General features: G+C 58.0%; 25 protein-coding genes. 11 read left to right on the plus strand and 14 right to left on the minus strand.

Annotation, left to right across the window (positions count from 1 at the left end; genetic code table 11):
• The 3 genes from AC5SEO_RS17185 to AC5SEO_RS17195 are packed head-to-tail and all read left to right on the plus strand — an operon-like array spanning nucleotide 1 to nucleotide 2,828.
• A complete protein-coding gene (locus tag AC5SEO_RS17185) occupies nucleotides 1-1,608 on the plus strand; it encodes a heme biosynthesis HemY N-terminal domain-containing protein (protein ID WP_174068658.1) in 1,608 nt (535 codons plus the stop codon).
• Nucleotides 1,609-1,618: 10 nt separating this feature from the next.
• The gene (locus AC5SEO_RS17190; RefSeq protein WP_003516699.1) at nucleotides 1,619-2,107 is read left to right on the plus strand and encodes a tellurite resistance TerB family protein; all 489 of its coding nucleotides are present in this window, start codon (nucleotides 1,619-1,621) and stop codon (nucleotides 2,105-2,107) included.
• The gene (locus AC5SEO_RS17195) at nucleotides 2,097-2,828 is read left to right on the plus strand and encodes a glutamine amidotransferase (protein ID WP_003516697.1); all 732 of its coding nucleotides are present in this window, start codon (nucleotides 2,097-2,099) and stop codon (nucleotides 2,826-2,828) included. The genes AC5SEO_RS17190 and AC5SEO_RS17195 overlap by 11 nt, the downstream gene beginning before the upstream one ends.
• Before the next feature lie 12 nt (nucleotides 2,829-2,840).
• Here the strand turns inward: AC5SEO_RS17195 and AC5SEO_RS17200 are convergent, their stop codons facing one another.
• Nucleotides 2,841-4,073, minus strand: a complete 1,233-nt coding sequence (locus AC5SEO_RS17200; protein WP_149910419.1) for an MFS transporter — start codon at nucleotides 4,071-4,073, stop codon at nucleotides 2,841-2,843.
• Nucleotides 4,074-4,210: 137 nt separating this feature from the next.
• Here AC5SEO_RS17200 and AC5SEO_RS17205 point away from each other — a divergent pair, with 137 nt between their 5' ends.
• Nucleotides 4,211-4,501, plus strand: coding sequence for a YggT family protein (locus AC5SEO_RS17205; protein WP_003516688.1), 291 nt, complete (start codon nucleotides 4,211-4,213; stop codon nucleotides 4,499-4,501).
• Nucleotides 4,498-4,809: a DUF167 domain-containing protein gene (locus AC5SEO_RS17210; protein WP_174068659.1), complete on the plus strand. Its 312-nt coding sequence runs from the start codon at nucleotides 4,498-4,500 to the stop codon at nucleotides 4,807-4,809. The genes AC5SEO_RS17205 and AC5SEO_RS17210 overlap by 4 nt, the downstream gene beginning before the upstream one ends.
• A 15-nt stretch (nucleotides 4,810-4,824) precedes the next feature.
• On the opposite strand, the gene ppa is transcribed toward AC5SEO_RS17210, so the two are convergent.
• From ppa to AC5SEO_RS17230, 4 genes are all read right to left on the minus strand, one after another.
• Entirely contained in the window at nucleotides 4,825-5,358 is a 534-nt protein-coding gene (ppa, locus tag AC5SEO_RS17215; protein ID WP_003516686.1) for an inorganic diphosphatase, read from the minus strand.
• A gap of 169 nt (nucleotides 5,359-5,527) precedes the next feature.
• A complete protein-coding gene (locus AC5SEO_RS17220) occupies nucleotides 5,528-6,034 on the minus strand; it encodes a GNAT family N-acetyltransferase (RefSeq protein WP_174068660.1) in 507 nt (168 codons plus the stop codon).
• 215 nt (nucleotides 6,035-6,249) lie between these two features.
• Nucleotides 6,250-8,070 (minus strand): translational GTPase TypA, encoded by a 1,821-nt coding sequence (typA, locus tag AC5SEO_RS17225; RefSeq protein WP_003516684.1) that lies wholly within the window; start codon nucleotides 8,068-8,070, stop codon nucleotides 6,250-6,252.
• 149 nt (nucleotides 8,071-8,219) lie between these two features.
• Nucleotides 8,220-10,280, minus strand: coding sequence for a M3 family metallopeptidase (locus AC5SEO_RS17230; RefSeq protein WP_111799124.1), 2,061 nt, complete (start codon nucleotides 10,278-10,280; stop codon nucleotides 8,220-8,222).
• Nucleotides 10,281-10,456: 176 nt separating this feature from the next.
• Between AC5SEO_RS17230 and AC5SEO_RS17235 the strand changes: the two genes are divergently transcribed.
• The 3 genes from AC5SEO_RS17235 to AC5SEO_RS17245 all read left to right on the plus strand — a co-directional run bounded on the left by AC5SEO_RS17235 (nucleotide 10,457) and on the right by AC5SEO_RS17245 (nucleotide 12,670).
• On the plus strand, nucleotides 10,457-10,882 hold the full coding sequence (locus AC5SEO_RS17235; protein ID WP_013636902.1) for a hypothetical protein: 426 nt from the start codon (nucleotides 10,457-10,459) through the stop codon (nucleotides 10,880-10,882).
• Nucleotides 10,883-11,015: 133 nt separating this feature from the next.
• The gene (locus tag AC5SEO_RS17240) at nucleotides 11,016-11,471 is read left to right on the plus strand and encodes a MarR family winged helix-turn-helix transcriptional regulator (RefSeq protein WP_003516681.1); all 456 of its coding nucleotides are present in this window, start codon (nucleotides 11,016-11,018) and stop codon (nucleotides 11,469-11,471) included.
• A 20-nt stretch (nucleotides 11,472-11,491) separates the two neighbouring features.
• Nucleotides 11,492-12,670, plus strand: a complete 1,179-nt coding sequence (locus tag AC5SEO_RS17245; RefSeq protein WP_145166744.1) for a multidrug effflux MFS transporter — start codon at nucleotides 11,492-11,494, stop codon at nucleotides 12,668-12,670.
• Between the two features lie 55 nt (nucleotides 12,671-12,725).
• Here AC5SEO_RS17245 and AC5SEO_RS17250 read toward each other — a convergent pair whose 3' ends face one another.
• Nucleotides 12,726-13,949 carry an argininosuccinate synthase gene (locus AC5SEO_RS17250; protein WP_003516677.1) on the minus strand — a complete coding sequence of 408 codons (1,224 nt, stop codon included), beginning with the start codon at nucleotides 13,947-13,949 and terminating at the stop codon, nucleotides 12,726-12,728.
• A 339-nt stretch (nucleotides 13,950-14,288) separates the two neighbouring features.
• Between AC5SEO_RS17250 and AC5SEO_RS17255 the strand changes: the two genes are divergently transcribed.
• Both AC5SEO_RS17255 and AC5SEO_RS17260 read left to right on the plus strand, forming a co-directional pair.
• The gene (locus tag AC5SEO_RS17255) at nucleotides 14,289-15,143 is read left to right on the plus strand and encodes an SDR family NAD(P)-dependent oxidoreductase (RefSeq protein ID WP_003516675.1); all 855 of its coding nucleotides are present in this window, start codon (nucleotides 14,289-14,291) and stop codon (nucleotides 15,141-15,143) included.
• Nucleotides 15,144-15,294: 151 nt separating this feature from the next.
• On the plus strand, nucleotides 15,295-15,942 hold the full coding sequence (locus tag AC5SEO_RS17260) for a LysE family translocator (protein ID WP_003516674.1): 648 nt from the start codon (nucleotides 15,295-15,297) through the stop codon (nucleotides 15,940-15,942).
• 45 nt (nucleotides 15,943-15,987) lie between these two features.
• Here AC5SEO_RS17260 and AC5SEO_RS17265 read toward each other — a convergent pair whose 3' ends face one another.
• From AC5SEO_RS17265 to AC5SEO_RS17295, 7 genes are all read right to left on the minus strand, one after another.
• Complete coding sequence (locus AC5SEO_RS17265) at nucleotides 15,988-16,782, minus strand: ABC transporter ATP-binding protein (RefSeq protein WP_019566037.1); 795 nt, start codon at nucleotides 16,780-16,782, stop codon at nucleotides 15,988-15,990.
• Nucleotides 16,779-17,660, minus strand: a complete 882-nt coding sequence (locus AC5SEO_RS17270; protein WP_003516669.1) for an ABC transporter permease — start codon at nucleotides 17,658-17,660, stop codon at nucleotides 16,779-16,781. Before AC5SEO_RS17270 ends, AC5SEO_RS17265 begins: the two co-directional genes overlap by 4 nt.
• A 96-nt stretch (nucleotides 17,661-17,756) precedes the next feature.
• The gene (locus AC5SEO_RS17275; protein WP_003516666.1) at nucleotides 17,757-18,710 is read right to left on the minus strand and encodes an ABC transporter substrate-binding protein; all 954 of its coding nucleotides are present in this window, start codon (nucleotides 18,708-18,710) and stop codon (nucleotides 17,757-17,759) included.
• A 108-nt stretch (nucleotides 18,711-18,818) separates the two neighbouring features.
• A complete protein-coding gene (gene rlmN / locus AC5SEO_RS17280; RefSeq protein ID WP_075807724.1) occupies nucleotides 18,819-19,991 on the minus strand; it encodes a dual-specificity RNA methyltransferase RlmN in 1,173 nt (390 codons plus the stop codon).
• A gap of 266 nt (nucleotides 19,992-20,257) precedes the next feature.
• Entirely contained in the window at nucleotides 20,258-20,761 is a 504-nt protein-coding gene (locus AC5SEO_RS17285) for an invasion associated locus B family protein (protein ID WP_003516662.1), read from the minus strand.
• 298 nt (nucleotides 20,762-21,059) lie between these two features.
• A complete protein-coding gene (locus AC5SEO_RS17290) occupies nucleotides 21,060-21,440 on the minus strand; it encodes a YkvA family protein (protein WP_003516660.1) in 381 nt (126 codons plus the stop codon).
• Nucleotides 21,441-21,491: 51 nt separating this feature from the next.
• A complete protein-coding gene (locus tag AC5SEO_RS17295; protein WP_025594571.1) occupies nucleotides 21,492-21,797 on the minus strand; it encodes a 4a-hydroxytetrahydrobiopterin dehydratase in 306 nt (101 codons plus the stop codon).
• 80 nt (nucleotides 21,798-21,877) lie between these two features.
• Here AC5SEO_RS17295 and AC5SEO_RS17300 point away from each other — a divergent pair, with 80 nt between their 5' ends.
• A complete protein-coding gene (locus AC5SEO_RS17300) occupies nucleotides 21,878-22,357 on the plus strand; it encodes a low molecular weight protein-tyrosine-phosphatase (RefSeq protein ID WP_174068661.1) in 480 nt (159 codons plus the stop codon).
• Here AC5SEO_RS17300 and thpR read toward each other — a convergent pair.
• On the minus strand, nucleotides 22,291-22,884 hold the full coding sequence (gene thpR, locus AC5SEO_RS17305; protein ID WP_003516655.1) for an RNA 2',3'-cyclic phosphodiesterase: 594 nt from the start codon (nucleotides 22,882-22,884) through the stop codon (nucleotides 22,291-22,293). The two genes, AC5SEO_RS17300 and thpR, sit on opposite strands and share 67 nt — an antisense overlap.
• Nucleotides 22,885-22,918 lie beyond the last annotated feature (34 nt).

Raw genomic sequence — 22,918 nt, forward strand, 5'->3', positions numbered from 1 at the left:
ATGACCAGAATTCTGACTTTCGTCCTCATCGTTCTGGCGCTCGGTTTCGGTTTCTCCTGGCTGGCGGACAGGCCCGGTGTCCTCTCAATCGTCTGGCAGGGCCAGCTGATCGAAATGAGCCTGATGGTCGCCGCCTCCATCGTTGCTGCACTGGTTGCGGCCGTCATGCTGGTCTGGTGGGTCGTCAATGCCATATGGACATCGCCGAACGCGGCACGACGCTATTTTCGCGCCCGCAAGCGCGACCGAGGTTATCAGGCGCTCTCCACCGGCCTCATCGCTGCCGGCGCCGGCAACGCCATTCTGGCCCGCAAGATGACGGCCCGCACGCAGGGGCTTCTCAGTGCTGATCAGGAGCCGCTGATCCACCTGCTCGATGCGCAGGCCGACCTCATCGAAGGCAAATATGACGAGGCGCGGCGCAAATTCGAGGCGATGGCCCGCGATCCTGAAACCCGCGAACTTGGCCTTCGCGGCCTTTATATCGAGGCGCGCCGACAGGGAGCCCATGAAGCAGCCCAGCAATATGCCGAGGACGCAGCCGAAAAAGCCCCTTACCTGCCCTGGGCAGCACAGGCGACGCTGGAAACCCGCTGCCGCAACGGCGAGTGGGATGACGCGATCCGCCTGCTCGACCAGCAAAAAGCAGCAGGCGTCATCCAACGCGGCGAGGCTGAGCGGCTGAAAGCTGTGCTTCTTACCGCAAAGGCCGGTGAAAAACTGGAGAGCGACCCGGTGGGTGCGCGCGAAGACTCAAAACAAGCCCTCAAGCTTGCAAAAAGCCTTGTGCCCGCAGCATTGATCGCAGCAAAATCCTATCTGCGCGAAGACAATCTGCGCAAGGCCGCAGCGGTTCTGGAACCGGTATGGAAGAACGATCCCCACTCGCAGATCGCCGATCTCTATGTTCGGGCGCGCAGCGGCGATACGGCCATCGATCGCCTTAAACGTGCCGAACGGCTTGAGAGCCTGAAACCCAACAACATCGAATCCCTGTTTGCCGTGGCGCAGGCAGCTCTCGACGCCAAGGAATTTGCCAAGGCACGTGCCAAAGCGGAAGCCGCCGCCCGGATCGAGCCGCGTGAAAGCATCTTCCTGCTGATGGCCGACATCGAGGAAGCCGAAACCGGCGATCAGGGGCGGGTCCGTTACTGGATGGCGCAGGCGCTGCGCGCACCGCGTGATCCCGTCTGGGTGGCAGATGGTGTCACTTCGGAGAAATGGCTTCCGGTTTCGCCCGTGACAGGCCGTCTCGACGCCTTCGAGTGGAAAGCGCCTTTTGGCCAGCTTGAAGGACCTGTCGAAGACCTGACAATCGAAAATGCGATTGCTGCAGCACCGGCAAGGACCGAACAGGCTCCGACCCCGATCGTTGTTGAAGTGGCACCTCAGCCCATTGTTGTGACAAAACCCGCACCAATCGAGGTCAAGCCGGACGTATCTGCCCCGAAGGAGAAAAGGCCGGCAACAAATGAAGTTCCGGTGGAAGCCAGGCCAGCGGATGCGAAGACAGAACCAGTGCCATTTTTCGGTGGTGCACCGGATGATCCCGGCGTCAAGAAACCCGGCGTGGAAGCCGAACCCAAAACCCGGCTAAAACTCTTCTGACAGGCTATCGATGTTCAACCAGATCCAGTCGTTTATACAAAACCTCGTTGGCCAGCATGCGGATGAATTCAGCCCCGATGATCTGAGGGTCGCGGTGGCCGCCCTCTGTTTTCAGGTGATGGAAGCGGACGGCACGGTCTCCAAAAGCGAGCGTGATCGCCTTCGTGAGATCCTCCACGACTATTATCATCTCGATGCCGGCAAGCTGGACGCGCTTCTTGCCGCCGGCCAGGAGGCAGGCAAGGAAGCGGTAGACTATTATCGCTTCACCACCGATATCCGCCGCCATCTCGATGAAGAGCAGCGCGTGGAGCTTATTGGCATCCTCTGGGATATTGTTTACGCTGACGGCGAACGAAGCGAGATGGAAGATCATGTGATCTGGCGCGTGGCCGATCTACTCGGTGTTTCCGTGCGCGACAGGGTTCTGCAACGTCAGCAGGCCGCCACCAGGTCCGGACCCGCTGAAGAAAGCGAAAACGAAGACGATGCTGTTTGACCCCTCCAGGCAACAGAGAAAACAACCTTCGCTGCTCGTCATCCTGCATCAGGAACGTTCCACGCCCGGCCGCGTCGGCCAGATGCTGGTGGAAAAAGGCTATCGGCTGGATATAAGGCGCCCCGCGCTTGGAGACGATCTGCCGCAAACGCTGGAGAAACATGCGGGCGCCATCATCTTCGGCGGCCCGATGAGCGCCAACGACCCGCATGACTATATCAAAGCCGAAATTGACTGGCTGAAAGTGCCGCTGAAGGAAAACAAACCCTTTCTCGGCATCTGCCTCGGCGCACAAATGCTGTCCAAACATCTGGGTGGTAAGGTAGAGGCCGACCGTGAAGGCAAGGTGGAAATCGGCTGGTATCCGCTTCATGCGACCGAACACGGGCGATTGCTGATGCCGCATTGGCCGAAGATGGTTTATCATTTCCACCGCGAAGGGTTCGATTTGCCGCGGGGAGCGGAGCTTCTGGCATCGGGCGAAACCTATCCCAACCAGGCTTACCGATACGGAAAAAACGCCTGGGGCCTTCAGTTTCACGCAGAACTGACCCGCGCGATGATGCACAGCTGGGTGGTGCGTGGCGCACAGCGCTTCGGCATGCCCAATGCGCAGGTCGGCAGCCAGCATCTGGAGGGGCGCATGTTGTTCGACACACCGCTCCGGTCCTGGCTTGGCAATTTCCTTGATCTGGTTTTCGAAGGCAAACCGCAGCGCTGAGGCGCGTCAGCTTCAGCGTGGTGCGTCGAGATTATCGATCCTGCGCAGCTTCGAAAAGCCGAGTGCCCAGATGACCGCAACCGCAAGCGTGCCCGCCCCGCCGATGACGACGGCTGGCACGGCCCCGACGACATGGGCCATGGTGCCGGCGCGGAACTCGCCCAGCTCGTTGGACGCCCCGACAAACACCATGTTCACCGCATTCACGCGCCCGCGCACCTCATCCGGCGTCCAGAGCGCAATCAACGTTTCCCGCACATAAACCGACACCATGTCCGATGCGCCCATGACCACCAAAGCGGCAATGGACACCCATGCGGTTTGAGAAAGTCCGAACACCACGGTGGAAATGCCGAAAAACCCGACACCGACGAACATCAGCAGGCCGGCATGGTGGCGGATGGGCCTGAACGCCAGAATGACCGCGACGGTTATGGCGCCGATACCGGGTGCCGCGCGCAGAAGCCCAAGCCCCCAAGGCCCGAGTGTCAGCACTTCCTTGGCGAAAATCGGCATCAGGGCGACAGCGCCGCCGAGCAACACGGCAAAAAGATCGAGCGAGATGGCGCCGAGAACCACTTTTTCCTGCGAGATGAATTTGAACCCGGCCAGCATGGTCTCGAGGCTGATCGCTTTCGCCGGACCCCGTTGCTCCGGTTTGCGGATCGTCACCGCCAGCATAGCGGACACGATGAACAGCACGAGCGCCACGCTATAGGCCACGGCAGCGCCGAGACCATAAAGCAGGCCACCGGCGACAGGGCCAAGAATGGACGCCATCTGCCATGAAGAGGAGTTCCAGGCGATGGCGTTCGGCAAATCCTCGACAGGCACAAGATTGGGAGCCAGCGATTGCACCGCCGGCCCCATGAAAGCCCGCTCTATGCCGAACACGACGAGAATGGCAAAGACCGGCCAGGGAGAAAAGCTGTGTGCCAGCGTCAGGCCAAGCAGAGCCGCCGCGCAACCGGCCGCGATCAGAAGGCATACGGCCATAATGCGCCGGCGATTGTGCCTGTCCGCCACCGTTCCAGTGACAAGGATCAAAAGCAGCGATGGCAGAAACTGGAAAAGACCGATCAAGCCGAGATAAAAGGCATTGCCGGTGACCTCATACATCTGCCAGCCCACGGAAACGCTGACGATCTGGATTGCGAAGGCCGAAAAAAACCGGGCGCTGAAAAAACGGCGATAGGAACTATGCCGGAATGCACCGAAGCGGTTTTCGGCAGAAGGCAGGGACATCGGCTGGGTGCTCTCGAGACAATATGAGAAGTCTGCAATAGAGCGATACGACAAGAATCGCCAGCCCTATAGGCGCAACACTTGCCGGTTCACGAGCGAATGTCTAAATGTCTTGCAATCAAGATACGGAGATATTGATGCTTGCCCTGTTTCAGACCATCGATCTGGCTTTGAACCTCTATACGTGGGTGCTGATCGCCAGCGCCATTTTTTCCTGGCTTTACGCCTTCAACGTCATCAACTCCCGCAACCAGTTCGTGAATGCCATCGGCAGCTTTCTGGTCAACGTCACCGAGCCGGTTCTGCGCCCAATCCGTAGCATTCTGCCTAATCTCGGCGGCATCGATATTTCGCCGATCATCCTTCTGCTGATCATCTTCTTCATCCGCTCCTTCATGTGGAATACGCTCTATCCCATGGTCGCTTGAGCGACCTCTGGCAAAAACACGACGATCACATACGCCTGTCCGTTCGCCTCACCCCGAACGGGGGACGCGATGCCATTGACGGCGTGGAGCAGGATGCTGACGGAAATGCCCATCTGAAGGCTCGCGTCAGCGCAGTGCCTGAAGGCGGCAAGGCGAACAAGGCCCTGGTCATTTTGCTGGCGAAAAAATTCGGCCTGCCCAAATCGTCCATCACCTTCATTTCAGGTGAAACAGCGCGTAAAAAAATCCTCCGGATCGATACCGACCCGGAGGATTTCGAAAAGCTTTTTAGAAAGCTGGAAGTCTAAGGCAACGGGCTGAAATCAGCCCTGCGTCTTGTAGCGCTCGATGGCTTCGACGATCAGCTTCTTGGCAACGTCGACATCCTGCCAACCGCCCATCTTCACCCACTTGCCGGGCTCCAGATCCTTGTAGTGCTCGAAGAAGTGCTCGATCTGCTTCAGCGTGATTTCCGGCAGGTCGGTGTAGTTGTGGACCTTGTCGTAACGGCGCGTCAGCTTCGGAACCGGAACGGCGAGGATCTTCTCGTCCTTGCCGCCGTCGTCTTCCATGATCATGACGCCGATGGGGCGCACATTGATCACGCAGCCAGGAACCAGCGGGCGGGTATTGCAGATAAGAACGTCGATCGGATCGCCATCGTCGGAAAGCGTGTGCGGCACGAAGCCATAGTTACCCGGATAGGTCATAGGCGTGTAGAGGAAGCGATCGACGATCAGCGCACCGGCGTCCTTGTCCATCTCGTACTTGATCGGCTGGCCGCCAACCGGCACCTCGACAATAACATTCACGTCTTCCGGCGGATTCTTGCCAATGGAAATTGCATCGATACGCATTCGCTTCCCTCATTCGACGGGGTTGGATTTGGTTTTCGATACTGGGAAAGTCGCCGTATTGCAACATGGCTTTAGGCGGATAAGGCAGAATGCCGAATTTGAGGGCATCGGGATTGCGAATGGCCGACCGGAAAAAATGAAACCGGCGTGAAATCACCCGGCTGCGTACTTAGTTCCAGACGAAACCGATCTTGCGCAGCGACCTGCCGCCGAAATCTTCCATGCCCTCGGCGATGTCCCGGCCGCCATGCGAACGGAAAAACCGATTGGCAACCTCGCTATCTTCGAGGCACCAGACCACAACACCGCTGCAGCCGAGCGAGGTCAGCAGCCGGCGAGCTTCCGTGAATAGCAGCGAGCCAAGCCCGATGCCCTGATATTCCGGCCGCAGATAAAGCTCGTAGATCTCGCCGTCATGCGGCAGCCCACGCGCACGGCTTAAGCCCAGCGTGGCATATCCGGCAACCACGCCCTTCACTTCCACCACCAGCATGGTTGCGGAACCCCGGGTCGCCTTCTTCCACCAGATTTCGCCGCGGCGCTCCAGCATCTGCGTCAGCGGTCGGTGCGGGATCAGCCCGGCATAGGCCTGTTGCCATGACAGACGGTGCGCTTCGGCTATTGCGCGCGCATCTTGCGGTTCGGCTCGGCGAACATCTATGGATAACGTTTTCATAACGCGATTCTGGCCCCGACCATGAAAACTTGCCAGCCATAAAGGTTAACGACAGCAAGCTTACCCACAGCCTATTCATGTGGACGACCGAGAAAAATTAACGCATCCTTAACCTTTGACACAAGGGTCTTTCGACTCATGCACAAATAAAACATGCGCATAAAAAAACCCGGCTCGCGGCCGGGTTTTTTCAAATTCTTTACGGGAAGCCGCAATCAAACTGCGAGCTTCGCCTTTTCGAAACGCTTGCGATCGTTGGCGTCGAGGAACATCTTGCGCAGACGGATGGACTTCGGCGTCACTTCCATCAGCTCGTCGTCCTGGATCCAGGAAAGCGCGCGGTCGAGCGTCATGCGGATCGGCGGCGTCAGCTTTACGGCTTCATCCTTGCCGGCGGCGCGGATGTTGGTCAGCTGCTTGCCCTTCAGCACGTTCACTTCGAGATCGTTATCGCGCGAGTGAATGCCGATAATCATGCCGGCATAAACCTTCTCACCCGGCTCGATGATCATCGGGCCACGATCTTCCAAGTTGAACATGGCGTAGGCGACAGCTTCGCCCGAACCGTTCGACAAAAGAACGCCGTTAACGCGACCAGCAATCGCACCCTTGTACGGCTGATAGTCGTGGAACAGACGGTTCATGATCGCCGTGCCGCGCGTGTCGGTCAAAAGTTCCGACTGGTAGCCGATCAGGCCGCGGGTCGGAGCGTAGAACTTCAGACGAACGCGATTACCGCCGGATGGACGGAGCTCAGCCATTTCAGCCTTGCGCTCGGACATCTTCTGAACGACGACGCCGGAATGCTCTTCATCGACGTCGATCACGACTTCTTCGATCGGCTCCATCATGGCGCCGTTCTCATCCTTGTGCATGACAACGCGCGGACGCGAAACTGCAAGCTCGAAGCCTTCGCGACGCATCGTTTCGATGAGAACTGCCAGCTGCAATTCGCCACGCCCGGAAACGAAGAACGAGTCCTTGCCTTCAGCCTCTTCAATCTTCAGCGCGACGTTGCCTTCGGCTTCCTTGAACAGGCGGTCGCGGATGACGCGGCTCGTGACCTTGTCGCCTTCGGTGCCGGCAAGCGGGCTGTCGTTGACGATGAAGGACATGGTAACGGTCGGCGGATCGATCGGCTGTGCGGTCATCGCCTCGGTGACGGAAGGGTCACAGAAGGTATCGGCAACAGTGCCCTTGGAAAGACCAGCGATGGCGACGATGTCACCCGCATGGGCTTCATCGATGGACGTGCGCTCAATGCCGCGGAATGCGAGGATCTTGGAAATACGACCGGTTTCGATCGTCTTGCCGTCCTGGCCAAGTACCTTCACGGCCTGGTTCGGCTTGATCGAACCGGAAGCGATACGGCCGGTGATGATACGGCCGAGGAAGGGGTTGGCTTCGAGGATGGTACCGATCAGACGGAACGGACCTTCTTCAACCGTAGGCTCCGGAACATGCTCGAGAACCAGATCGAGCAACGGTGCAAGACCCTGATCCTTCGGACCTTCTGGGTTGACGTTCATCCAGCCGTCACGGCCGGAACCGTAAAGGATCGGGAAGTCGAGCTGCTCGTCGGTAGCATCGAGATTTGCGAAAAGGTCGAAAACTTCGTTGATGACTTCTTCATGGCGGCCATCCGGACGGTCGATCTTGTTGATCGCGACGATCGGACGAAGACCAACCTTCAGCGCCTTGCTGACGACGAATTTCGTCTGCGGCATAGGGCCTTCGGAACTATCGACCAGAACGATCGCGCCATCCACCATCGACAGGATACGCTCAACTTCGCCGCCGAAATCGGCGTGGCCGGGGGTGTCGACGATGTTGATGCGAACACCCTTCCACTCCACCGAAGTCGCCTTGGCAAGAATGGTGATGCCGCGTTCCTTTTCGAGATCGTTGCTATCCATCACGCGTTCCGCAACGCGCTGGTTGTCGCGGAACGAGCCGGACTGCTTCAGAAGCTCGTCAACGAGCGTCGTTTTTCCATGGTCAACGTGCGCGATAATCGCGATGTTGCGAATTGCCATTGTTCAAAATCTCTGAGGTTGGGCGCTACCGTCGTGAGATGCGCCAATTTAGTTTGGCGCGCTCATAACCTTTTTTTTGCAAATGCGAAAGGGGGGCATTGTCATATGCCCCCTGCGCTCAGGTTCTAGCTCAAGAATATGACAGTCTTTTATACGAGACCGCGCTTCAAAAGCATGGCATCGGGACTTGGCATCTTGCCACGAAAAGCGAGATAGGCCTCCTCCGGATCGATCGAGCCACCGACTGAATAGATATTCTCTTTCAGCTTGCGCGCCATTTCACCATCGAAGGCATTGCCGGTTTCCTCGAAGGCAGAAAACGCGTCGGCGTCCAGCACCTCCGACCACATGTAGGAATAATAACCGGCCGAATAACCATCACCGGAAAACACATGCTGGAAATGTGGCGTCGCATGCCGCATGACAATGGACTTCGGCATGTTCAGGGCGGAAAGCACCTCACCTTGCACGACCATGGGATCGCCGACGCTGTCACGGGTATGGAACGCCATATCGACGATAGCCGAAGAAGTGAATTCCACCGTGCTGAAACCGGCATTGAAGGTCTGTGCTGCCAGAACCTTGTCCAGCAGCGCCTTTGGCATCGGTGCCCCGGTTTCATAATGCAGGGCATATTTCTCCAGAATTTCCGGCACGGTCAGCCAGTGTTCGTAAAGCTGCGACGGCAACTCAACGAAATCGCGCGACACACCCGTTCCGGAAACGGAAGGATAAGTGACATCAGATAACATGCCGTGCAGGGCGTGGCCGAATTCGTGAAACAGCGTGCGCGCATCATCGAGCGAAAGCAGCGCAGGCTTCCCCTCTGCCGGTTTTGCAAAATTGCAGACATTGTAGATGATCGGTATTTCACCGACAGTGCCGTTCTTCAAAGGCAGCTTGTGCTGCGACTGGAACGAACTCATCCACGCGCCGGAACGCTTGGACGGGCGGGCGAAATAATCGCCGAGGAACATGGCCTTCAGGTCGCCCTTGTCGTCGCGGATTTCAAAAACCCGCACATCGGGATGATAGGCGGCGACACCCTTGATCTCGACGGCACGAATTGCAAAGAGCCGGTTGGCCACATCGAAACACGCATCGATGATCTTTTCCAATTGCAGATACGGCTTCAATTCAGTCTCGGAGAAGCTGAATTTCTGTGCCCGCAGCTTTTCGGCGTAATGGCGCCAGTCCCAGGGCATCACCTCGTGGTTCTTGCCCTCCGCGGCGATGATGGCGGCAAGTTCAGCCTCCTCCTCACCCGCGCGCAGCACGGCCTTTTCCCAGACCTGGCCCAGAAGACCGTTCACGGCATCCGGCGTTTTTGCCATCGTGTCGTCCAGCTTGTAGGCAGCAAAATTCTTGTAGCCGAGAAGCTGTGCCTTTTCCTCACGCAGTTCCAGCGTACGGCGGACGGTTGCGCGGTTGTCGGTATCGCCACCATTTTCGCCGCGAGCCACCCAGGCCTTGAAGGCTTGCTCGCGCAAGTCGCGGCGTTCGGAGAAGGTCAGGAATGGCTCGATGATGGAGCGGGAAAGGGTAACGGCAAATTTGCCGTCTTCGCCATGTTCGCGCGCGGCACCCGCCATGGCATCACGCAGAAAACCGGGAATGCCGGAAAGCTCGTCATCGGTAGAAAGCAGGAGCTTCCAGCTCTTTTCATCCGCCAGAACATTCTGCCCGAATTTGGCACCGAGACCGGCAAGCTCTTCATTGATGGCCGCCAGACGCTCCTGACGGTCCTTCTGCAACTTTGCGCCGGAGCGCACGAAACCCTTCCAGTGCCGTTCGAGAACGCGTTTTTCCTCGCCGGTCAGGGAAAGCGCATCGCGCGTTTCCCACAGCGTGTCGATGCGTCTGAACAGCGCCTCGTTCATGCCGATCTTGGAATAGTGCCGTGACATTTTCGGCGCGATTTCCCGCTCCAGTGCCTGAATGACGCTGTTGGTGTGGGCACCCGCCTTGTTCCAGAACAGCGCCGAAATGCGCGAGAGTTCGTCGCCTGCGATTTCAAGCGCGGTCACGGTGTTTTCGAAGGTCGGCGCCTGCGGATTGCCGGCAATCGCATCGATTTCCTGTTCATGGGACAAAAGGGCGGCTTCAAAGGCCGGAGCAAAATCCTCATCCTTGACCGCATCGAATTTCGGCAGACCGTTCTGACCGTTCCAGGTAACGAGTGCGGGATAGGGCGCGGTCGTGGATGGCATTTCATCTTCCTTGTACAATTCCGGTTTACGCCCATATGGGCATGCCTCCACCGCCAATTCAATATGCCGGAATTTGGTGTGGAAGACATGATCGTCAACACCGCCAAGTATTGACCGGCATGTCGACGGCATGTTTTGATTTCTCGTAATAATATCCCATGATGGAGATATGTATTATGGAGATTTATTCTTTAAGGTCTGCCAATAGTTTCATTTTCAGGGACAATTCCAAAAACAGCAGACCCGTGGGAAGCCCCGATTTCGGCAAGGCAGCCCCATCCGACGCGGCCACCGGCTTTGAAGAAACGATAGACCGCATCGATTTCACCCGCGTCAGCCCCCGGCAATTGCGGGAAATCGCGCAGGAATATTACGACACCGGAAAAATCAGCCACGATACCTGGCTTGAGCTTTCGTCCGAACTTCCGGCACAGACGCTGAATGCCAATGGCGAGGTGATTGACATTGCCGACGTGACCGACGACACGGATTTCGACTTCGTGACGTATTTTTCTGACCGGATCGAGATTGCCCGTTCCATTGGCACAACGGATGAAGTGGAAAAAATGCAGGACGTATTGTCTTTTTTTGCTTCGACGTGACGATGACAGGCAATGTTGTTGGACGTCCCGCAATCGAACTGACGAATACTTTACGCAATTTTCGATAATATGATTTATGCGCCATTGCTTATCGTCCGAAACTTAGTAAGGCTGGCTTACCAAAAGGCGAAGCATGGGCACACGCGAAAAAGATTCATTGGCATTTTTGCTGAACAGCGGCGCACGCCTGCTGAACAGTGCATTTGAGCGCCGTATCTCGGAAGCCGGACTGGGCCTTACCCCCGGCGAAGCAAGAGCATTGCTGACAGTTGCGGTTATCGATGGCAGCAAACAGGCTGACATCGCCGCCCGTCTCGGCATCGAACCCATGACGATCTGCGCCTATCTCGACAAGTTGCAGTCACTCAATCTGATAGAACGCCAGCAGGACCCGCAGGACAGGCGTTCCAAACGTATCGTCCTGACGAAAACCTCCGCCGACATGCTGGAAGCTGTCGGTCATGAAATCGACCAGCTCGTTCTTCAGGCCACACAGGGACTGAACGAAGAGGAAGTCGCGCTTTTCCGTAGCTTCCTGCAGACGCTTCGCAACAATCTGCAACCGGAACAGCAGGGCCAGAACGGCTGATCGCAATGTCGAAAACGATCATGTCCAGAAAGCGCACGGCTTTGCTCGGAGCATTGCTGACAGCGCTGGCGCCCATTTCCATGTCGATTTACACGCCGGCCATGCCGGAACTGACACGGGTTTTCGCAACCACCGAGTCCGCCATAAAACTCAGCCTGTCGCTCTATTTTGCCGGTTTTGCCTTAGCCCAATTGCTTGCCGGGCCGGCATCCGATGCCTTCGGGCGGCGCAAGGCGAGCCTCGTCTTCCTGTCGATCTTTCTGGGCGGTGGTGTGCTCGCCCTCTTGGCCCCAACCATCGAAGTGCTGCTGTTCGCGCGCCTCGTTCAGGGCATCGGCGCTTCCGTTGGCATGACTGTTGCGCGCGCCGTGGTGCGCGATCAGTTCACCGGCCCGGAAGCCTCCAGCATCATGAACCTCATCGGCATCATGCTGGCGATCGGCCCTGCGATGGGGCCGACGATAGGTGGTCTGTCACTTGCGGCTTTTGGCTGGCAATCGGTGTTTTTCCTCATGGCCGGTCTCGGAGCTATCGCCATCCTTTCGGTGGTGCTTTTTCTGCGTGAAACGACGTTGCCTGACAAAACCAGGATCCGACCCCGACACCTTCTGTCGGCCTATGCCACATTGCTGAAGCAGCCGCGTTTTCTTCTGGCCGCCCTCGTGCTCGGCGGCTCCATCGGCGCGCTTTATGCGCAAGCCACCATGCTGACCTTCATCCTCATCAACGAAGTCGGCATGTCCCCCACGGCCTTCGGTGTCGGCATGCTGATGCAAACAGGCGCCTATTTCTTCGGGTCGATTGCGTTGCGTTACATCGCGCCGAGACTGGGCGACCGGCGTTCCGTCGTGCTTGGCCTTTGTTTTTCCGGCACGGGCGGTCTTCTCATCATGCTGTCGGTTTTCCTCGTGCCGCCATCCTTCCTCTCCATCATGGGGCCCGTCGCAGTGGCGACCGTCGGGATCGCGCTGTTGACGCCTTCGATGGTCACGGCGGCCCTCGCCCCCTTCCCGCATATCGCCGGCTCGGCATCAGCCATGATGGGTTTCATCCAGATGGGATCTGGTTTTGCGGGTGGGGCAATGGCCTCGCTCATCGGTTCCCCGCTGACCAGCTTCGGCATCATCATTCCGGTTATGGAATTCGTGGCCGTTGCCAGCTACATCGGCTTTCGCGCCGTTTCCAGAAGAGAGACATGAAAAAACCCGCAGGCGTTGCCACCTGCGGGTTTTTCCAATTCATACTTAAGCAGAATTACTTGCCGAGATTACGCTTCGCCAGGGTGCGCAGGCGCAGGGCATTGAGCTTGATGAAGCCAGCTGCGTCCTTCTGGTCATAAGCACCGTGGTCGTCCTCGAACGTCACCAGCGCGTCGGAATAGAGCGACTTCGCGCTCTCGCGGCCGGTCACCATGACATTGCCCTTGTAGAGCTTCAGCGTCACTTCACCTTCCACATGCTCCTGGCTCTTGTCGATCAGGGCCTGCAGCATCTCGCGCTCGGGCGAGAACCAGAAGCCGTAATAGATGAGTTCGGCGTAACGCGGCATCAGATCGTCCTTCAGATGCGCGGCACCCCGGTCGAGCGTGATGGATTCGATCGCGCGATGCGCAGCCAGCAGGATGGTGCCGCCGGGCGTTTCGTAGACGCCACGCGACTTCATGCCGACGAAGCGGTTCTCGACCAGATCGAGACGGCCGATGCCGTTTTCGCGACCATAATTGTTGAGCGTCGCCAGAAGCGTGGCAGGCGACATTTCCACACCGTTGATGGAGCAGGCATCACCCTTGCGGAAACCGACCTTGATAACGGTTGCCTTGTCAGGCGCCGCTTCCGGGGAAATGGTGCGCATGTGCACATATTCTGGGGCTTCCTTAGCCGGGTCTTCCAGAACCTTGCCCTCGGACGAGGAGTGCAGCAGGTTGGCGTCGACGGAGAACGGAGCTTCGCCCTTCTTGTCCTTGGCCACGGGAATCTGGTTCTTTTCGGCAAATTCCAGAAGGTCGGTCCGGCTCTTGAAAGTCCAATCGCGCCATGGGGCGATGATCTTGATATCCGGGTTCAGCGCATAGGCCGAAAGCTCGAAACGGACCTGGTCGTTGCCCTTGCCGGTGGCGCCATGCGCAATGGCATCGGCACCGGTCTTCTTGGCGATCTCGATCAGGTGCTTGGAAATCAGCGGGCGGGCGATGGAGGTACCGAGCAGATAGACACCTTCATAAACGGCGTTGGCACGGAACATCGGAAAAACGAAATCACGCACGAACTCTTCGCGGACGTCCTCGACGAAGATTTCCTTGATGCCCAGCAACTCGGCCTTCTTGCGCGCCGGCTCAAGCTCTTCGCCCTGGCCGAGATCGGCGGTAAAGGTCACGACCTCAGCGCCGAGTTCCGTCTGAAGCCACTTCAGGATGATCGAGGTGTCGAGGCCGCCGGAATAGGCGAGAACGACTTTCTTAACGTCTTTCGGGAGTGCCATTATGATGTCCATCTGCATGATGACGGCATCGGGGTACCGCCATTTCCTTGGGATTTCGGCACTTTTACAGTGCAACCCGAAAACTGTGAAGCGATTTTCGGAAAAGATGCCCGACAAAACAACGAATAGGACGAAAGGGCAATAGGCATTTGCGAAAGGTCAGATCCCCGCAACAGCGCGTCATGACTGGAACGAACGAATTGTCACATGCATTATGCGATTTCGCGCTTTAACATGAAGCGGCGCGATCAACTTGAAGACCGTGAATGAAGCCACTCAGGGTTCAGGCAACGTTGCAAACGGCTGGAAACAGCACAAAACGACGCGAAAGGAAAACCTATGACGACCATCCACCCCGCATTCAAGGAAGATAATGTCGCCGTCATCACCGGCGCGGCCTCCGGTATCGGACTTGCCGCGGCCCGGAAATTTGCCGGTTTCGGCATGAGCGTCGTCCTCGTCGATCTCGACGGTGACAGGCTTGCCGCAGCGCATGCCGATATTCTGACCATCGCAAAGGACGGCGAAGCACAGATCGTCGCAATACCGACCGACGTGTCGAAACTCGATGAGCTTGAGGCGCTGGAACGCGCTGTCATCCAGCGTTTCGGGCGGGTTCATGTGTTGATGAACAATGCCGGCATCCAGCCGGGCAGCGCCATCTTCGGCGCTCAGGCCAACTGGGAAAAAGTCATCAACGTCAACCTGATGGGTGTCGTGAACGGCAGCCGGGTGTTTGGGCAGGGCATGGTCGCCCATGGCGAGGCCGCGCTCATCATCAATACCGGTTCGAAACAGGGCATCACCACCCCGCCGGGCGATCCGGCCTATAATGTCTCGAAGGCCGGCGTCAAAGCCTTCACGGAAGCGCTACAGCACGAGCTGCGCAATATTCCGAACAGCGCGGTTTCCGCCCATCTCCTGATCCCCGGTTTCGTCTTTACCGGCCTCACGGCAAATGGCAGGACGGAAAAACCAGCAGGAGCCTGGACCGGCGAGCAAACCGTTGATTTCATGATCGAGAGCATCGCCAGGGGCGATTTCTACATTCTCTGCCCGGATGGCGAAGTGGATCGCCCGACGGACGAGAAACGCATTCTGTGGGCAGCTCAAGACATCGTCCAAAATCGTCCGCCACTGTCGCGCTGGCACACCGAATATTCCGCCGCCTTCACCAGCTTCCTCAAAAACTGATCGCCCGACGCCGCCGCACTTTGAAAGTTGCGGCGGCTATCCACTTTTGATCATCCCCGGTTTTCGTATCAATGTCCCGGCGCGCAAAAACATTGGCAGAAACGCGAATTCGCGTTAAGCAACGGCAGTCTCCAGCTTTACGGGTGCCGCGATGGATTTCGTTCCGAGCCTGCCAACACTTGCCGCCTTCACCGTCGCCATCCTGCTTCTGGCGGTAACGCCCGGGCCTGACATGACGCTATGGATCAGCCGGTCAATACGCGAGGGCCGGGCAGCGGGTTTCATGACCCTTGTGGGCACCAATCTCGGTATTACCGTGCATACAATGCTGGTTGCCTTCGGCGTCGCGGCCCTCATCGTCGCATCGCCGACAGCCTTCCTCATCCTGAAGACCGGCGGGGCCGCCTATCTTGTCTGGCTCGCCATTCAGGCGATCCGCAAGGGCTCGGATTTCGTGATGGTCAAGACCACGGGCGAAAAACAGCAATCCTCACTGAAATCCGCCTTGCTGAACGGTATTTGGGTCAATCTGCTCAATCCAAAGGTCATCATCTTTTTCATGACCTTCCTGCCGCAATTCGTCAGCGCATCCGATCCGCATGTCACCGGCAAGCTTATTTTCCTTGGGCTCTGGTCAATCATCGTGGCGCTGCCGATCGGCATCGGCATCGTCGTTGCCGCCGATGTGCTGTCGGCCTGGCTCCAGCGCAACAAGAAGGTTCTGCGCGGGCTGGATTATACGATCGCCGGTGTATTTTCGCTTTTCGCCGTCAAGATTTTCCTCACCCAGACGCGATAACGCACAAATAGAAAAGGCGCCCGCAGGCGCCTTTCGGATAACTCATCAGCCAATCAATAGCTCATCGTCATCAAGCGTCTGGCCGCGTATCTTGCGGAACATGTCGATAAGATCTTCGACCTGAAGACCCTTGCGGCTTTCGCCGGACACATCGAGCACGATCTCACCGGCGTGCAGCATGATCGTGCGGTCGCCATAGTCCAGCGCCTGACGCATGGAATGGGTAACCATCAGCGTCGTCAGCTTGCGCTCGGAAACCACCTTGCGGGTCAGCTCCATCACGAACTCCGCCATGCCGGGATCGAGTGCTGCCGTATGTTCGTCAAGCAGCAACACGTCCGAACCGGAAAGCGTTGCCATGACAAGCGAGACCGCCTGCCTTTGCCCGCCGGACAACAGGTCCATGCGGTCCTTCAAACGATTTTCCAGACCGAGATTGAGCGAAGCGATACGCTCCCGGAAGAAATCCCGCCTGCCGCGCCCAAGCGCCGGCAACAAGCCGCGACGCTCTCCGCGAGACGCCGCAAGCGCAAGGTTCTCCTCAATTGTGAGCGCGCCACAGCTGCCAGCCAATGGGTCCTGAAACACGCGCGCCACCCGCCCAGCCCGGCTGGCGGTCGTTTTGCGTGTGACATCGGCGCCACCAACCATCACCTTTCCGGCCGTCGGCAGGACATCGCCCGCGAGAACGCCGAGAAGCGTGGATTTGCCGGCACCGTTGGAGCCGATCACGGTAACGAAGGAACCATCCTCGATGGTAAGATCAATCTTGGCCAGCGCCTGCTTTTGCAGCGGTGTGCCACGCCCGAAGATGACCTGAATGTCGGAAAGGGAAATCACGATGTTGCTCCCCCGCGGCGCAGTCGAGGCAGGATCAATGCGATGGCTACCAGTACCGCCGTAACGAAATTGAGATCGGAGGCCTTGAGACCCAGCACATCGCTCGACAAAGCGAGCTGGATGGCAAGGCGGTAGGCGATGGAGCCGAAAACACAGCCGATGAGCGCAATCAGAATGCCCCGCGAGCCGAACAGCGTTTCGCCGATGATGACGGCCGCAAGCCCGACGACGATGGTGCCGACACCGGCAGTCACATCGGCAAAGCCATTGGTCTGCGCAAAAAGCGCGCCGCCGAGCGCGACCAGTGCATTCGAAAGCGCCATGCCAAGATAGATCTGGTTGCCGGTCTTCACCCCTTGGGCGCGCGCCATCCGCGCATTTGCGCCCGTCGCCCGCATGGCAAGGCCCGCGTCGCTCTCAAGGAAACGCCAGACGAGAATGACAGCGAGCAATACCAGAACGCCGATAAAGAGTGGCCGCACGAGATATTCGGAAAGACCGAGACCGTAGAACGGCGAGATCATCGTATCCTGATTGAGCAGCGCCACATTCGGTTTTCCCATCACCCGGAGATTCACCGAAAACAGCGCGATCATCGTCAGGATTGACGCAAGCAGGTTGAGTATCTTGAACCGAACGTTGAGCGTGGCCGTAACGATGCCAGCACCGGCGCCGGCAACCATCGCAATCGCCGTCGCGACCCACGCATTGAGGCCGGCGATGATCATCACGGCCGCAACGGCTGCGCCGAGCGGAAAGGAACCGTCAACGGTCAGATCAGGAAAATCAAGTACCCGGAAAGCGAGATAGACGCCGATCGCCACGAAGGCGAAGACCAGCCCCAGTTCCACGGCACCCCAGAAAGCGATTTGGCTCACGGTAATGTCCTTGTTATTGCCGCCGCGTCGGCGGATACGGGCACCATTGCGTGCCGCGCAAAGCGGGCGGCGAGTGACCGCCGCCCGAAGTCCGGTTTAGTCGATGACCTTGGTGGCGCGCTTCGTCACGCTTTCGGGGAAGGTGACGCCAGCTTTTTCAGCAGCCTTCTTGTTGATCACCAGATCGGTGCCGACGGCAACGGTTGCCGGAATGTCGCCGGGCTTCTCACCCTTAAGAATGCGAACAACGACAGCGCCGGTCTGCTTGCCAACGTCGAAATAATTGAAGCCGAGAGCCGCAACCGCACCGCGCGCAACGGAATCCGTATCGGCGGCATAAAGCGGAATTTTCGCCTCACTCGCAACGCCAGCTGCCGCCTCGAAAGCGGAAACGATGGTATTGTCGGTCGGCACGTAGATCACGTCGGCCTTACCGACCAGTGCGCGCGTCGCGCCCTGCACTTCGGCGGATTTAGTGGCGACAGATTCAACGACCTTCAGGCCGGCCTTTTCAGCCTCAGCCTTCAGCGCTGCAAGCGTCGAGACGGAGTTGGCTTCGGCGGAGTTGTAGATAAAGCCGATGGACTTGGCGTTGGGCGAAATTTCCTTGATCAGCGCCAGATGCTCAGCAACCGGCAGCATGTCGGAAAGTCCGGTCACGTTGCGGCCGGGCTTTTGCATGTCCTTAACGAGCTGTGCGCCAACCGGATCGGAAACAGCCGTGAAGACAACCGGAATGTCGCGCGTCGCTGCAACGACAGCCTGGGCGGACGGTGTGGAGATCGGTACGATGACATTGGGGGCTTCGCCCACGAACTGACGCGCAATCTGCGCTGCGGTGCCTGGATTACCCTGCGCGGACTCGTAGAGGAACTTGAGGTTCTCGCCTTCCTTGTAACCGGCTTCGGCAAGCGCTGCCTTGACGCCGTCACGTGCGGCGTCAAGCGCCGGATGTTCGACAATGGCGGTGACGGCAACGGTGACGTTTTCAGCCTTGGCCGGCAGAACGAGGGCGCTCGCGGCCGCGAGCGCCAGAATGAATGCACGCATAGGTATCCTCCAGTTGGTTTCTTATTGCCGTCTTATTAGAAACAAGACCGCCCGAAATCAATCAAAGAACCGTAACGAACCAAGCTTTCTGCCGCGATTGGCGTCGATTCAGTCGTCCGCACCGTGGTTGGCAATCATCATCGCCTCGAAAGCCAGCCTTTCGGTTTTGCGCATGCGCTCGGATTCCGATTTCAGCTGGCCGCAGGCAGCGAGAATATCGCGGCCGCGCGGCGTACGGATCGGCGAAGCGTAACCCGCCTGATTGATGAAATCCGCGAACTTCTCGATCTGCGCCCATTCGGAGCACTGGTAATTCGTGCCTGGCCACGGATTGAACGGAATGAGATTGATCTTGGCTGGAACGCCCCTCAGAAGCTGCACCAGCATCTTGGCGTCTTCCAGACTGTCGTTCACATCCTTCAGCATCACATATTCGAAGGTAATGCGGCGGGCGTTGGAGACACCCGGATAATTGCGGCAAGCCTCGATCAGCTCCTTCAGCGGGTATTTCTTGTTGATCGGCACCAGCATGTCGCGCAGATCGTCGCGCACCGCATGCAGTGAAATCGCCAGCATGACGCCGATCTCATCGCCCGTGCGGAAGATTTCCGGCACGACGCCCGAGGTGGACAGGGTCACGCGACGCTTGGAGAGCGACAGGCCGTCACCATCGGTGGCGATCAGAAGTGCGGTCTTCACATGTTCGAAATTGTAGAGCGGTTCGCCCATGCCCATCATCACGATGTTGGAGACCTTGCGGCCTTCGCTCGGCACATAGGCGCCGACCGGCGTCGAACCGTCAGGAAAATCGCCGAGCCGGTCGCGGGCGAGCAGAAGCTGGGAGAGAATTTCCTCAGCCGTCAGGTTCCGCACCAGACGTTGCGTGCCGGTGTGACAGAAGGAACACGTCAGCGAACAGCCCACCTGGCTCGAAATGCAAAGCGTGCCGCGTCCTTCTTCGGGAATATAGACCGTCTCGATCTCGACAGGACGTCCCGCACCGCGCGGCGGAAAACGCATCAGCCATTTGCGGGTGCCGTCGTTGGAAATCTGCTCCTCGACGATTTCCGGGCGGGCAATGGTGAAGGCTGCTTTCAGCTTTTCCCTGAGTTCCTTGGCAACATTGGTCATGTTGTCGAAATCCGAGACGCCGCGCACATATAGCCAGTTCCACAACTGGCTGACACGCATCTTCACCTGCTTCTGCGGCACGCCGATCTCGGCCAGCGCCTCGCCCATTTCCTCCCGCGTCATGCCGATCAGCGACGGCTTGCCGGACATGAGATCGCTATTGGCGATCAGGGGAGTTTTGACTGCCAGACCGGCAGGGGCATGCAATACGGACATCACGCTATCCCATCATCCAATGCATCGCACGACCGGCCTTTAGGAAAGGCGGAAAATCGTCTGCATGTCGAGAAAATCAAAGGCGGAGCACTTTTCGCGCATCCGCCTGTCAATGTTGCCGCGCCTTTAGCATCAAACAAGCAAAAACGCAAATGGCCGGTCAATGACCGGCCAATCACAAAGCTGACGAAGCGTCAGAATTACTTGCAGCTTTCGATCTGCTTGAAAGCAGCCGAAATGCCCGAAAGCGAATAGGAATAGGAAGTCGCGGTGCCGCGGCCGGAGACCGCCTTCACCGTCATCGACTTGCCGCCCTTCATCGCGGCCACGAGAGCGGGTTCTTCGGCAGCATTTTCAACCCAGGCAGCCTTGTCCTTGGTAAACATCACGAAGTTCTTGTTGTCGATCGTGACATTGACCTTGGAGCCCTGCTTCAGCGGGTAACCCACCATGGCCTGCGGCTCGTAGGAAATATTCTGGCCCGGACGCTGCGACACGATGAAGAAGATATCGCCGTGATCGACGCTCGCCGGTTCCTTGGAAGTGGGGATGGAAAGAACGTAGCAGACGGTGCTGTTGCCCGATTTGTACGAATAGGCGCCCCATGCATTGAACTGCTGGATGCGCGTGGGCGACTGTGCAGATGCTACGCCGACGCTGGTCAGCAAAATGGCCACTGCGGTTGCTACACTTCTTACAAACATAGAATTTCCTGCCGGGTTATTGTCTTCCATTGGCCCGAAGCAGCGGCGGGCTCCATGTTTATGGATCGGCCACGTTCAGGTGCGGATCGTCTTTTCTCATTGTGGTCAGGAAGCGGTTACCAAACCGTCAACAACACGTATAAAATGCCGAAAACGTCTTGAAGTGTTACAGATCGGCTACGCCCGCACCCTGAGAAGAAAGGCGTGGCACGCCCTCCCCGTCATGTCTATGACACACAAATTCAGGCAACAATTTGTCACCTGCCCGGCTCCGAGGAGCCTCGTCATCACAGACGTGTTATTCGGCCTCCTGCTGCCGTTTCAGCATGGCATCCGCCGCATCGTAATGCTCCATCTTGATGTGGGCGCGGATCATCGCAAGCGCGGCCGTAATGACCGCGATGTCGTCGGTAAATCCAACGACCGCCAGCATGTCCGGTATGGCATCAAACGGCATGATGAAATAGGCGAGCGCGGCCAGAATGATGCCCTTGGCACGCAGCGGCGTATCCCGGTCGATCGCGCAATAATAGGCTGCTGCCGCATCGCGCGCGAAGGGCACTTTGGTCATCACACGCTTCAGCTTCGGCCAGAATTTGGCGCGCACGACGCGTTCGCGTTCGCCCTGGCTGCCCGTTTCCCCGGGCAAAAGAATTTCACCGATTTTCACATCATCCATGATCGACGGTCCTCCGGTCACGGTTATTATATGGGAGTTAAAGCCCGCCGTTCAATTCCCACGGCCCGTTGCCGCCTTCTGCATGGCCTCCGCGAGCAGGAAATCCCGCTCGGTCACGCCTTGCGAATCGTGGGTGGTGAGGCAGACCCTGACGCGCGAATAGACGTTGGACCATTCTGGATGATGATTGAGCTTTTCTGCCACGAGTGCGGACTCGGCCATGAAACCGAAAGCCTCCGCAAAACTCGCAAACTTGAACGACCGGACGATTGCCGCCCCGTCCTCGCGCAAGGACCAGCCTTCGAGTTTTAAAAGCGCCTGCCGGACGGCTTCCGGCTCAAGTCTGGGATATTTCATGCATCTTGCCTCCGCTTGACATGCGATCCGCTGTTTCGGACAAACATTAACGCCTCAACGACCGGATCGACGCATATTCAATGAAACATACAGCCGTTCTTTTTGTCTGCATGGGCAATATCTGCCGCTCTCCGCTTGCCGAAGGCATTTTGACAAAACTTGCCGAAACCGAAGGCGTATCTCGCCAACTCACTGTCGATTCCGCCGGCACCGGCGGTTGGCACACCGGTACCGCCCCGGATCGCAGATCCATCGCAATCGCCCGCAAGCATGGCATCGATATTTCCCTGCAGCGTGCACGGCAGGTCAGCCAGGCCGATTTCGAGACCTTCGATCTCATCCTTGCCATGGACGGAGGAAATCTCGCGAAACTGCTCCGAAAGGCGCCCGAAAACCGGAAGCACAAAATCCACCTGTTCCTGGACTACGCTTCGGGACGCCACGAAAACGTGCCCGATCCCTACTTCGGTGGCGACGACGGATTTCTGGTCGTCTACAACATGCTTTTTGCGGGATGCAGCTCGTTGCTCGAGAAGATGGCGCTGGACCGCGCTTCGTGAAGCGGGAACACCTCTTCCACGATGTAGGGTCCGCCACCCACCGATTCCTTGGACGACATCAGCACGAAACGACCGACCGTGAAGGCGGATGTGCGGAAATTGCCGCGCCCGGAAAGATACTGCACCACATCGTCCAGCCGTGAAGAGCGCAACCGCGCCAGCGTCACATGCGGCATGAACTTGCGCGGATCCGGCGGCAGGCCGATCCTCTGACAGATCCTCTCGACCTCCGCCTGAAGCGCATTCATTTCCGGCGAGGGGGAAACCCCCGCCCAGATCGAATGCGGTTTCTTGGAGCCGAAGGAACCCATCCCGTTGAGACTGAGCTGGAATTCCGGCCTGTCGATCCGGTCCAGCCTGTCAACGACTTCATCGGCAGTTCTCCCGTCGATATCGCCGATAAAACGCAGGGTTATGTGATAATTCTCCACATCGATCCACCGGGCTCCCGGCAGACCACCGCGCAACAATGACAGGCTCATAGCCGCATTGCGCGGAATTTCGAGGGCGATAAACAGTCTCGGCATGGCGAGCTCCCCGAATCTCTTGGCAGAACAAGCA

This window comes from Agrobacterium sp. K11 (assembly GCF_059429395.1).

Bases quoted from the DNA above. Each gene is read 5' to 3' on its own strand.
- AC5SEO_RS17185 (WP_174068658.1), top strand. From the start codon at position 1: ATGACCAGAATTCTGACTTTCGTCCTCATCGTTCTGGCGCTCGGTTTC.
- AC5SEO_RS17190 (WP_003516699.1), top strand. From the start codon at position 1,619: ATGTTCAACCAGATCCAGTCGTTTATACAAAACCTCGTTGGCCAGCAT.
- AC5SEO_RS17195 (WP_003516697.1), top strand. From the start codon at position 2,097: ATGCTGTTTGACCCCTCCAGGCAACAGAGAAAACAACCTTCGCTGCTC.
- AC5SEO_RS17200 (WP_149910419.1), bottom strand. From the start codon at position 4,073: ATGTCCCTGCCTTCTGCCGAAAACCGCTTCGGTGCATTCCGGCATAGT.
- AC5SEO_RS17205 (WP_003516688.1), top strand. From the start codon at position 4,211: ATGCTTGCCCTGTTTCAGACCATCGATCTGGCTTTGAACCTCTATACG.
- ppa (WP_003516686.1), bottom strand. From the start codon at position 5,358: ATGCGTATCGATGCAATTTCCATTGGCAAGAATCCGCCGGAAGACGTG.
- AC5SEO_RS17220 (WP_174068660.1), bottom strand. From the start codon at position 6,034: ATGAAAACGTTATCCATAGATGTTCGCCGAGCCGAACCGCAAGATGCG.
- typA (WP_003516684.1), bottom strand. From the start codon at position 8,070: ATGGCAATTCGCAACATCGCGATTATCGCGCACGTTGACCATGGAAAA.
- AC5SEO_RS17230 (WP_111799124.1), bottom strand. From the start codon at position 10,280: ATGCCATCCACGACCGCGCCCTATCCCGCACTCGTTACCTGGAACGGT.
- AC5SEO_RS17235 (WP_013636902.1), top strand. From the start codon at position 10,457: ATGGAGATTTATTCTTTAAGGTCTGCCAATAGTTTCATTTTCAGGGAC.
- AC5SEO_RS17240 (WP_003516681.1), top strand. From the start codon at position 11,016: ATGGGCACACGCGAAAAAGATTCATTGGCATTTTTGCTGAACAGCGGC.
- AC5SEO_RS17245 (WP_145166744.1), top strand. From the start codon at position 11,492: ATGTCCAGAAAGCGCACGGCTTTGCTCGGAGCATTGCTGACAGCGCTG.
- AC5SEO_RS17250 (WP_003516677.1), bottom strand. From the start codon at position 13,949: ATGGCACTCCCGAAAGACGTTAAGAAAGTCGTTCTCGCCTATTCCGGC.
- AC5SEO_RS17255 (WP_003516675.1), top strand. From the start codon at position 14,289: ATGACGACCATCCACCCCGCATTCAAGGAAGATAATGTCGCCGTCATC.
- AC5SEO_RS17260 (WP_003516674.1), top strand. From the start codon at position 15,295: ATGGATTTCGTTCCGAGCCTGCCAACACTTGCCGCCTTCACCGTCGCC.
- AC5SEO_RS17275 (WP_003516666.1), bottom strand. From the start codon at position 18,710: ATGCGTGCATTCATTCTGGCGCTCGCGGCCGCGAGCGCCCTCGTTCTG.
- rlmN (WP_075807724.1), bottom strand. From the start codon at position 19,991: ATGTCCGGCAAGCCGTCGCTGATCGGCATGACGCGGGAGGAAATGGGC.
- AC5SEO_RS17285 (WP_003516662.1), bottom strand. From the start codon at position 20,761: ATGTTTGTAAGAAGTGTAGCAACCGCAGTGGCCATTTTGCTGACCAGC.
- AC5SEO_RS17290 (WP_003516660.1), bottom strand. From the start codon at position 21,440: ATGGATGATGTGAAAATCGGTGAAATTCTTTTGCCCGGGGAAACGGGC.
- AC5SEO_RS17295 (WP_025594571.1), bottom strand. From the start codon at position 21,797: ATGAAATATCCCAGACTTGAGCCGGAAGCCGTCCGGCAGGCGCTTTTA.
- AC5SEO_RS17300 (WP_174068661.1), top strand. From the start codon at position 21,878: ATGAAACATACAGCCGTTCTTTTTGTCTGCATGGGCAATATCTGCCGC.
- thpR (WP_003516655.1), bottom strand. From the start codon at position 22,884: ATGCCGAGACTGTTTATCGCCCTCGAAATTCCGCGCAATGCGGCTATG.